Origin of the sequence: Halococcus salifodinae DSM 8989, from assembly GCF_000336935.1 — an archaeon.
Lineage (GTDB): Archaea > Halobacteriota > Halobacteria > Halobacteriales > Halococcaceae > Halococcus > Halococcus salifodinae.
This window is the reverse complement of record NZ_AOME01000008.1, coordinates 1-9,117: the sequence shown is the minus strand read 5'-3', so window position 1 is coordinate 9,117 and position 9,117 is coordinate 1. Positions and strand designations below refer to the sequence as shown.

At 56.1% G+C, this 9,117-nt stretch carries 10 protein-coding genes and 1 pseudogene; 4 read left to right on the top strand and 7 right to left on the bottom strand.

All coding sequences use genetic code 11. The annotated features are described in order from the left end of the window. The first annotated feature begins 129 nt into the window (after positions 1-129). Positions 130-342, top strand: a complete 213-nt coding sequence (locus tag C450_RS00880; protein ID WP_005038805.1) for a hypothetical protein — start codon at positions 130-132, stop codon at positions 340-342. 2 nt (positions 343-344) lie between these two features. Beyond that, positions 345-467 (top strand): hypothetical protein, encoded by a 123-nt coding sequence (locus tag C450_RS23140; RefSeq protein ID WP_275039271.1) that lies wholly within the window; start codon positions 345-347, stop codon positions 465-467. Positions 468-575: 108 nt separating this feature from the next. Here the strand turns inward: C450_RS23140 and C450_RS00875 are convergent, their stop codons facing one another. The 3 genes and pseudogenes from C450_RS00875 to C450_RS00865 all read right to left on the bottom strand — a co-directional run bounded on the left by C450_RS00875 (position 576) and on the right by C450_RS00865 (position 3,644). Then, positions 576-1,958 (bottom strand): hypothetical protein, encoded by a 1,383-nt coding sequence (locus tag C450_RS00875; RefSeq protein ID WP_241430227.1) that lies wholly within the window; start codon positions 1,956-1,958, stop codon positions 576-578. A 619-nt stretch (positions 1,959-2,577) separates the two neighbouring features. Beyond that, a pseudogene (locus tag C450_RS00870) lies at positions 2,578-3,063 on the bottom strand (IS630 family transposase); the annotation flags it as partial. A 71-nt stretch (positions 3,064-3,134) separates the two neighbouring features. Next, entirely contained in the window at positions 3,135-3,644 is a 510-nt protein-coding gene (locus C450_RS00865; protein WP_005038798.1) for an IS630 family transposase, read from the bottom strand. Between the two features lie 211 nt (positions 3,645-3,855). Between C450_RS00865 and C450_RS21965 the strand changes: the two genes are divergently transcribed. Next, positions 3,856-4,017, top strand: coding sequence for a hypothetical protein (locus C450_RS21965; RefSeq protein ID WP_161606931.1), 162 nt, complete (start codon positions 3,856-3,858; stop codon positions 4,015-4,017). A gap of 222 nt (positions 4,018-4,239) precedes the next feature. Here C450_RS21965 and C450_RS00860 read toward each other — a convergent pair whose 3' ends face one another. From C450_RS00860 to C450_RS00845, 4 genes are all read right to left on the bottom strand, one after another. Continuing rightward, positions 4,240-4,533, bottom strand: coding sequence for a DUF7692 domain-containing protein (locus C450_RS00860; RefSeq protein WP_005038797.1), 294 nt, complete (start codon positions 4,531-4,533; stop codon positions 4,240-4,242). A gap of 1,545 nt (positions 4,534-6,078) precedes the next feature. Continuing rightward, positions 6,079-6,582 carry an IS630 family transposase gene (locus C450_RS00855; protein ID WP_275039272.1) on the bottom strand — a complete coding sequence of 168 codons (504 nt, stop codon included), beginning with the start codon at positions 6,580-6,582 and terminating at the stop codon, positions 6,079-6,081. Further along, the gene (locus C450_RS00850) at positions 6,579-7,076 is read right to left on the bottom strand and encodes a winged helix-turn-helix domain-containing protein (RefSeq protein WP_241430226.1); all 498 of its coding nucleotides are present in this window, start codon (positions 7,074-7,076) and stop codon (positions 6,579-6,581) included. The genes C450_RS00855 and C450_RS00850 overlap by 4 nt, the downstream gene beginning before the upstream one ends. Before the next feature lie 558 nt (positions 7,077-7,634). Beyond that, complete coding sequence (locus C450_RS00845; protein WP_005038791.1) at positions 7,635-8,024, bottom strand: hypothetical protein; 390 nt, start codon at positions 8,022-8,024, stop codon at positions 7,635-7,637. A 696-nt stretch (positions 8,025-8,720) separates the two neighbouring features. Between C450_RS00845 and C450_RS00840 the strand changes: the two genes are divergently transcribed. After that, positions 8,721-8,960, top strand: a complete 240-nt coding sequence (locus C450_RS00840; protein WP_005038790.1) for a hypothetical protein — start codon at positions 8,721-8,723, stop codon at positions 8,958-8,960. Positions 8,961-9,117 lie beyond the last annotated feature (157 nt).

The window sequence follows — 9,117 nt, the reverse complement described above, 5'->3', positions numbered from 1 at the left end:
GATTTGCGTCATGGACAACTCAAGTCTCCCGCTTCAACGCCTTTGATTTAGCGACCCATCCTGCCGCCGTCTAGTGATTCAACAGAGCCCGTCATTCAGGAGGCATGCGCCGCCGCCGGGCACGACTGGGTGGACCTCACCGGCGTCGAAGCCCCGCCGGCCACGCTGTCCGACGGCGTGTATCAGGACCTCACGGCGGAGTGGTATCGGCAGCCAGCGGTTCGGATGGGGATACCCGAATCCCGGCTGGAGAAGCGTATCGGGGACTTCGAGCACGGCCCCATCGGACTCGGCGAACTGAAGCGATACGCCCGCGTGTGGCTTTCTGCTGGCGGTGAGTGAGCATGACCAGAGGCCGGCACGTCACCAAAGAGGAATGCGCTGAAATTCGGCGGCTGAAAGGGCGCGGCGTCTGGAACAAGATCATCGCCAAGAAGGTCGACGTCCATCAGTCGGCTGCCTACTAAGGGTTTAGCCGAAGTTTTCGCACTTCCTACTGTTGCGGGAGAGCCACATGTTGAAACGGCGTGCAAGACTTAGAGGGTATAGTCAGCAAAGGAGCTATGAAGGACCACTTAGCTGACTTCTGTTGCGTTCGGTGATGGTGCGGTCACTTCAGCAGATCGACTCCCTTGGATCCGATATAGATCAACCGCACCGTTGCTGAAGACGAGACTTACTCCTGACTGATTACCGAGGGCACTGAGGTTCCGCCGATCGTAGCGCACACCCTCATACACAGCCACTTCGCGTTTGCGCGCAGACTCTGTCACTATTAGATACCGATCCTCTGCTGTTCGACCGGCAAGAGAGCTCAGATTCTCCTCAGGAATGCCCAATCCGTTCTTTCGGATGTTCGTATTTTCAACGCCGAATACCCCCTGCTTGTACCGCCACGGACCTTCCCGGAGGCTATAGATCGAGAGGTCTTGCTCGGTGTGATTGAATGCGTACTGATAGCCATCCATCTGATTTTCAGTCACCTGGTCGTTTGGCAAGAAGAGGTAGGGAGAGGGATAGACGATCACCACTGACAGCAAGAGCATCACCGCCATTGCTACGCCTGTTGCTCGCCGAACGGTACTCATCGAGACGTACTCCGACAGTCCCGAGAGATATCGATTGAGCGCGATCGAGCCGAGGATCGTCGAAAACACCATGATGAGCCCCAGGTTCCGAAAGAACAGTCCCGAGATGCTACCGATGTAGAAAACGAGCGAGTACGGCACCAACACGACGAGGCCTGCGGTGAAGTATCGGATCAGAATCGTTGTATCCGACGTCTCCCGTGACCGACGGAAAAGGCTCACAATCATGATGATCCCTGCAAGAGCCACGAACACCGCACTCACCCCGAACAGTTTGAGAAACATCTCCGGCAGACTGCCACCGGCGGCAGTTAACGAACTGCCCTGGCTGGCTGTACTCGCGCCGAGATCAGCTCCCCCACGAAGAAAACTGAACAGTTCACGAAGCACAGCATCCACCGTATCATCGAACCGACTCCGCCCAACCGACCAAAGCATAATTGCTCCGATGAGAACTGCCGTCGGACCGTACAATGTCCGGTGGTCGGCGACACGACTGTTCGGACGGATCGACCGATAAATGAACTGTACGGCCGAGATCGCTCCGAAGAAGAAGATCAGATTTGCGGCTTGTTGTGAGTGGTAGAGTACGATCCCGCTAAGTACAATGACGAACATCGCCCCCACCGCCGATACTGGAAGCCGTCGTTCAAACAGCTGAGAGGGAGCTGTGAGGTAGTTGATCAGGACGTACACGATCACTGGCGTCAGAAGAATTGAATTAGTAATGGGATGAGGCGTCATGTAGTTCATCCCGAGGTGGTTGATCGGCAACAGCAACAGTCCAGCGAGTCCAGCAAGTACCATCGCACCACGACGAGCAGTCAGCGAGCGCACGCAGAGAGGAATGAACACCAGATAGGCGACCACACACGACAGTACGACGAACAACATCGCCCGAGGAATCGTTCCGCCGATGATCCCGTGTACGAACAGGGCAACAGTGTGGATACCGGGGTAGAAATCCCCGAAGGCACTCATTGCCCCAGTGAAGAGGTCTTTCGTCCAGCCGAGGTGGGTCAGTCCGTCTGCCGATCCGTAGAAGAAGTACCCTCGAATAATGGGGAGCCCCGCGAGTGCGACGATTGCACTTCCACCGAGGCACAGTCCAGCGAGGCTGACGTACCCCTTTGGCGCAGAAAGAGCAACGGTTACTGCAACCAGAAGTGCAACGGCGAGACCGAGCCAGAACCCGACGGGAGTCGCGCTGTAGATCGAAACCTCGTAGTCCGTCGTCGGATCAGTGTAGGCAATTAAAATGCCGGTCGCAAGCGCGAGATACCCAACGATAAGGAGGAGTTTTTGGCTCTGGATCTTGAGTCGGTCAGGGCTATTAGACACATTCATTTCATTATAATAGGGGGATGAGGGTCTCAGTTAGGGTAGATAGTTGCTATGCTTTGTTATATCAGCATCGGCTTCGATCGATTTGCGCGCTGTATCTTGCACGCCGTTTCTGACAGGTAGTGATAGGGTCGGTGACGAATCTTTACCCCTCAGTTGAGCAGAGATAGTTCCAGATGTTCGGTTCATCGATTGCATCGATTCCTCCCAGAATGGACGCTTTCAGTGTTGAGAGATCCGGAATCAGCCGGTGCTTGAACCACTCGTAGAGCTGGTTCCAGCAGCCCTCCACTGGATTGAGTTCGGGGAGTTTCGATGGGAAGTACCAGACCGCCAGCTTCTCTCCGCGCACGCACGAGACCGAACTGTCCCCGACAGTTTCGGTCTCGCGCTCACCACTCACGAACTCCCAGAGATCCCTCGCATAGAAGTAGCCTGCACGATCAAGAAACACTACCAACTCTTCGCCGAATTCCTCCTGGAGTGCTTCTAACAAGCGAATTCCGTGGTATCGTGTGAGATTTTCTTCCGTCCAGCAGTAGAAGCTCTCACCGTCGTCGGTGACAGCGCCAAGCACTGTCACCTTGTCCCAGGAATTCGAGGTCTCTATCGTTGGATCCGAGCCGATCGGATACCATCCATGCCGTTGAACCGTGCCAACACGCTTGGTGAACTGGTCGACGACAACGACTGTCTTTTCGGCTAGTTCGGGGCGTTTTTTTCGACTGTCGCTTGGAACTCTGCTTCTTCTTCAGGATCGGCTTCGTGGTTGCGAGGCCGGGCTGTCCGCCAGGACAGCCCAGCCTCGGTCAACAGATAGCGTGCATGGCGATCGCTGTATTCAACGTCATACTCACGGACGACATAATGGAGGAGGAGCTTCGGCGACCAGGCCTGTTGGTCATAGCCCAACTCGGTAGGTGAGTCTTGGAGTACCTCTTCGAGGTGCTCACGCTGTTCTGTGGTGAGTTTTGAAGGACCACCAGGACGAGGAGCGTCGTAGGGAGCCTGCTCGATCGGTTGCTCGGCAAACCGATCGAGCCAGTTGCGGATGGTTTTCTCGACAACGCCGTGTCGTTCAGCGAGGGTATCGATCTGAGCACCCTGCTTGCGCCCGATCGCCGCGAGAACGCGTTCTCGCGGCTTCTCGCCCTTCGTTTGCTCACGCACTTCGTGGAGTTCTTCCAGAGTAATATCGTCGAGCCGACCCATTCCATCAGTCTACCATCTTGATCGGTAAAGATTTTTAGCCGACCCTATGAGGGATATGCTAAGAGAAAGTATGGGAACTTCTGCTAAACACTATATCACGTCGCCGGTAAATGCGACCACCCGCCACCGCCCGACGGGTTGCTCGATGACTGCCCGGAAGATTGAGCACGTTCGCCGCCTGTCAGACTGAAACAGACGGTCAATGACGACGATGCACTGTGCCATTTGCGGCGCGCGCTTCGAGGGGGACATCGACCACGTGCGGGTCGAGGCAGAGCACATCCGGACGAGCGACCCGAACGGTGTTAGGGAATACGCTTTCCACGCGGAGTGCTGGGATCGGCTCTCTGAGGGCTGGATGGACCCCGCCTGACGCCGCCCACGTCCAGCCGTCGCAGCGGCCGCCGAGCCCCGGTGAGTGATGCGAAAGAGACCCGTTTGGCTACAGCTAGGGTGTCATAGAATGGTTGGCATGGTTTTCGGATGTCGCTCAAGAGGTACGCTACGGCCGGCTCTGAATCTCGGTGATACTGGCTGCTTGTCAGACACTGTTTCTCGGGCCGCTGGTGAGGTATGTGAAGAGTTCTATGACACCCTATACAGCCAAAAGGGGGCTCTCGATCGCGGTAGAACCTACTCGCGCACGTTCACGTCGGCCGAGACCTTGTACGCCCACCCGCGTCGAGAGAATCTCCGCGAGCCCCGGCGTCATGTCCTCGTGCTCGACCGCCCGTTCGAGCGCCGGGATCATGGCCTGGGTGAGCTCGGTGCTGGCCTCGATCGCACCGACGCGCGTGTTTTCACCGAGTAGGTCGGCGACGTCGTCGACGAGTTCCTTGCGGTAGGCGAACTTGCCGTCGGTTCGGATTCGTATGACCCTCTCGTACACACGACCCTCTCAAAACCGTGCTGCTCAATCGAGCAACCGTCACGCTGTCGTGCGTCTGTCGACCGCCCGTCTGACGTCTCTCGGAGCGTGGACACGAACGAGAGAGGTTCGGCGGCGGATATACACACGAGTTCGGGCGTCTCGTGTATCAATCGAGGACCGGCGTTCTGTCGGCGTGAAACTCCGTGGAGTTGCGTGAGAGACACCCTCCACGGGCTTCCACGATCATTCTCATCCCGCCAGCCCCGACGGCTTCCTGTGGGCCGTGAGAACCCATACTAAACAGGTCCGAGAAGCCTCGTTAGCCGAAAGTTCCACTCACTATAGAACCGTTGTTGAACCGAGAGTTGTAGTCTTGCATGGCGAATTGGCCATTATGAAGCACTGTGACCGTGTACATGTCCGTGCCTCCATGCGGGATAGTGTAATTCATTCTATATTCCGCGCTACATTCTCGTCCACTTTGGTCAACGGGAGCACCAGAGCTTGTGACATTAATTATGTAATGTGTTGGAAGCTTCCTCACCTTTGGACGCATCAATGTCGCGTTCCGATTCGGAACAGGAACGTTCCCAGTAATCACGCTCGAAGTCTGATGCTCTCCCGTCGCATTCCCCACCATTCTAGTGATTCCAGGTAAGCTGTTCCCCTCACAACTAATCCCCATCGTTTTGAATTCAGTGACATCAAGACTCTCCTGCGCTGATCCTGCTTGGTCTTCTTCAAAAAATCCGTTAGTGAACACCCCAAACACGACTATTACAAGAATCAAAACGGCAGCAACCACAGCGAGCGACACCAATAGGTTTCTTCTCCTCATACCGACTCACAATCCTCTTCCAACTTATAACCAGTTCAATGTGAATCAGGCATACAACCGAATGAGACCCGTTAGGCAGTCTTGGTGTACCACCCTGTCAGCAGCCACTCCCCTGTTTACAGGGTCCCGGTGGCGTGATCGGCGCGGCAGCACCCCGGTATCGAAATGTAGCTGTCGCAATCGTCCTCTAACTCTGACACGCACGGGCCGGNCGGCAGCACCCCGGTATCGAAATGTAGCTGTCGCAATCGTCCTCTAACTCTGACACGCACGGGCCGGATCGCCATTCCCATTTTGTCCAGCATATAGCCCGAGCAGCGCGCAGCCGGTTCCAACGACCACTCCAAGCATACCCCAGACGGCTCCGTCGCTGCTGGAGGCGAGTATTATCAGAAGCGTCGAAATTCCGACGACGACCATCGTCCAAGCAGTGCCTAGCGTCTGTTGGGTAGGCTTTGAAACCATGCTATTGATCATTGTGCCAGTGACATATATCTATCTCTGGCCTACAAGCAGCCACTTGACTTCTGACGGTGGCGTTCCGGCGTGATCGGCGCGACGACACCCCTCGTTCGGAGTGAAAATCAGTCGGGAAACGACCGCTCTTGCTGACAGGGGATTCCGTATTGAATGAGGTGGGGCTACTGACAGCCTGTCAGCAAGCAAATGAGTATCGACAGGGTGGTAGATACAGAGCGTGAATTCTTCACGACTGTCTATAGGCATCAGCAGAGATACTCATAGATTTGCGGTGAGTTGAGTGCTGGCAGAGCTGTCGAAAGGTATTCTTTGACGTCATCGAGCGTCAGAAACAGCCGATTGGCTCGACCGTCTCTCAGCTGCCGCCAGCAATTTTCGAGCGGATTCAGTTCCGGCGAATGCGACGGCAGGAACTCCAGAAGCAGGCCGTCGGCGGCGGCCTGCTTCTTCAGCGTCTTCGCGATGAAATAGCTCGCGTTGTCCAGGACGATCACGAGCCTCTCGCCGAACTCATGCTGGATCGCTCGGAGGAAATGTTTCGCAACCTCGGCGTTGAATCGATTCGGTGTGAGAGCGATGAAGCGCTCGCCCTCGTCAGTGACTGCTCCCAGCATGTTCATCTTGTCACGAACGCCCGAGACCGGCAGTCTCGGGCGTGAGTTCACCGGGAACCAGTCGGGCTTTTGTTCGGTCGCCACCGCCTCGGAGTGCTGATCGATGGCGACGATTGTGAAGCCATCCGCCTTCAGCGTCGGCCACTTTTTTTCAATTCCGTGCGCCAGCGTCGTTGCTCGGCTGGGTCAGCCTCGTAGTGGATCGGCCGGGCTGTCTGGACTGACAGCCCGGCCTTCTTCATCACGCGATACATGTGCGCCGAAGAGTACTCAACGTCGAAGATCTCGGCAATGTAATCGCGGACAAGCGGCGGCCTCCAGGCTGGAGCGTCGATACCTTCTTCCGACGGCGACGCCGCCAGCGTCGCCGTCAGTTCGTCCCATTGGTCATCCGTAAGCCGAGAAGAACTGCCACCACGAGGGCGGTCGCCGAGCGCGACGGGATCGCGCTCGGCGACAATGTCGAGCCAATCGTAGACAGTCTGTTCATGCCAGCCGTATTTGTGCTGGATCTTGGCGGGTGAGAGGCCTGATTTGTATTCGAGAGCTGCAATCAAGCGTTTTATCGCCTTCGGATCACGTTCCGTTCGCAGTTGCTGGCGCAACTGCTCCTCGTCGATACCGGCCAATTTCTCTCCTCGCTTCGTCATAACAGCCTATACGCGCTCTGAGACTATGAATTAGACTCCTGATCCCTATAGTCAGACGCACAGTACGCACGAGTAGGCCAATGGCCACCGTGAACCACACGACTGCCCACAGATCATTTGGAATTGGGTCGTTGATCGTGTCGGTCCATATCGCTACAGCGTACACGAAACTAATCAGTACAAGTCCGAGTTTCACGCTGTCTGGAAGTCGAGAATATAGACTCCCACCCGGTTCCGTTGAATTGGCCGACATTACTCAACGTATGATCTTTCGACATATGGCTGTTGGGACCAACCGGGTGTTCTCCACCGATCACGCCGGAGCGCTACCCTGTCAGAAACCAAGTGGCTATTGACAGGGTGGTGGTGTCAGGGTTGTCCCCTAACTGCGACAGATTTCACGCCGGATACGAGGTGTGTTGAGGCGATCATGTTGGAGTGCTACCCTCCAACGAAGGGAGAGCCTACTGACCGGGTGGGATAAGAACTAGCAGGATGGCTAAAGTCCTGTAGAACGTGTTCTGATCCGATGTGATATTACCTCGGCTGACTCTCTAAGGCTGTTAGTGTTATATGGCCGCTGCTCGCGCTGAGAAGTACAGCTATTGGCAGCGCAACAATAGCGATTCCTAATCCGATTGCGAGTGTAAGGAAGGTTAGATCGATCTGGAACGAGGGAGGAAGCATTGCTGTGTTCCACCACGCGATGAGGACCAGAGCCACAAGCGAAAGCAGCGTTCCGACTATTGCTGCCTTGCCGGTGTCGATGTATTCCTTCTCGTACTGATTACTTAGCGGTGCGCTGACAATGCCGGCGGCGATGGGTGCTGCGAGATATAGATATGGTGGGGGGTGGATGATGGTGAGGAAGATCACGAAAATGATTGCCTGTGCGATGGCACCCGTTAGAACAGCGCGCTGTCCCATTTCTCCGAGTTTGATGTCTGCATTTATAAAATTACCCCGGCTGTTACAGGGAGTTCGAAATGAGATGTGAATCTGTTTTTATTCCTTGGCCTAACTATCTGCCCCCGCCGCGGCGCTGGCAGGATAAGGATCATGAGCAGCGATAAGAGGGCACTGGCGGTCGTCGCAGAACCTACTGCACCGCACTGACCCAGCACGCGCGTTTCTCGCGCGCGGTTGAGACAGCGACCGCGACAGCACCGCCGAAGAATCCCGGCGGAGGGCCGGCCAAAGCCCGACTGCGTACCCACCCTCCACTCCCGACCCACCTCCACGGTCCTGCTCGCGCGCACAGCGCGCTGTGCGGGCTTTCGCAGGTGGATGGTTGGCCCAGAAGGCACGCCCCATCTATCGCAGTCCTCTCAGCACTCGCTCACGCCGCTCAGAACACCGAAGGATGTCCCCATTCTCGTCCTCGCTGCCAAGCACAGCGAACGAGAACCAGCGATTCTGACGAATGACGAGGCGTTTGCTACATGCGTTCCCGAAACTCACAATCATCCGTCTGTCACCATCGAGTACGTCGCGTAGCGCTTCTCAGGCACACGAGGATCGTATTCATCTGGAATTCCCGGTCCTATTTCGGTATCGCCAAACGGTATCGTGAGATCATCTGATACAGGTACAGATACATAGTCGTCGAGTCAAACCGCCTGCATGGACCGAGAGCGGCGACTCCCGCCGTTCGCCGACGATGCCCTCACTGTCCTGACTGAGGCGGTCGGCGGCAGAGACGACGAGAGAGATGGCCTCGCGAAAGCCGATGCAAAAGCACTGCTTGCCGAGGATGACCGATACACCGAGTCCGATGCCGCCCACGCGCTTGACATGCTCGACAATCGGGGGCGTATCTACTACGTTGACGATCAAGTTCGGATCACGCCGACCGACGAGTAACTCGAAACGGACATCGCCCGCGGCTCCGTCCGTCGGTTTCACTTTCACTACTGTAGGGAAGTCCCTATAATCGCTAGTTGTCCACTCTGGCTCAACAGCCCAGTTACTGACATGTAGTGGTCAGAATGATGCGACTGAATCAGTCGCCTGATTCAGC

Excerpts from the sequence above, each read along its gene's own strand:
- C450_RS00840 (WP_005038790.1), top strand. The coding sequence starts at position 8,721 with ATGGACCGAGAGCGGCGACTCCCGCCGTTCGCCGACGATGCCCTCACT.
- C450_RS23140 (WP_275039271.1), top strand. The coding sequence starts at position 345 with ATGACCAGAGGCCGGCACGTCACCAAAGAGGAATGCGCTGAAATTCGG.
- C450_RS00845 (WP_005038791.1), bottom strand. The coding sequence starts at position 8,024 with ATGGGACAGCGCGCTGTTCTAACGGGTGCCATCGCACAGGCAATCATT.
- C450_RS21965 (WP_161606931.1), top strand. The coding sequence starts at position 3,856 with ATGCACTGTGCCATTTGCGGCGCGCGCTTCGAGGGGGACATCGACCAC.
- C450_RS00865 (WP_005038798.1), bottom strand. The coding sequence starts at position 3,644 with ATGGGTCGGCTCGACGATATTACTCTGGAAGAACTCCACGAAGTGCGT.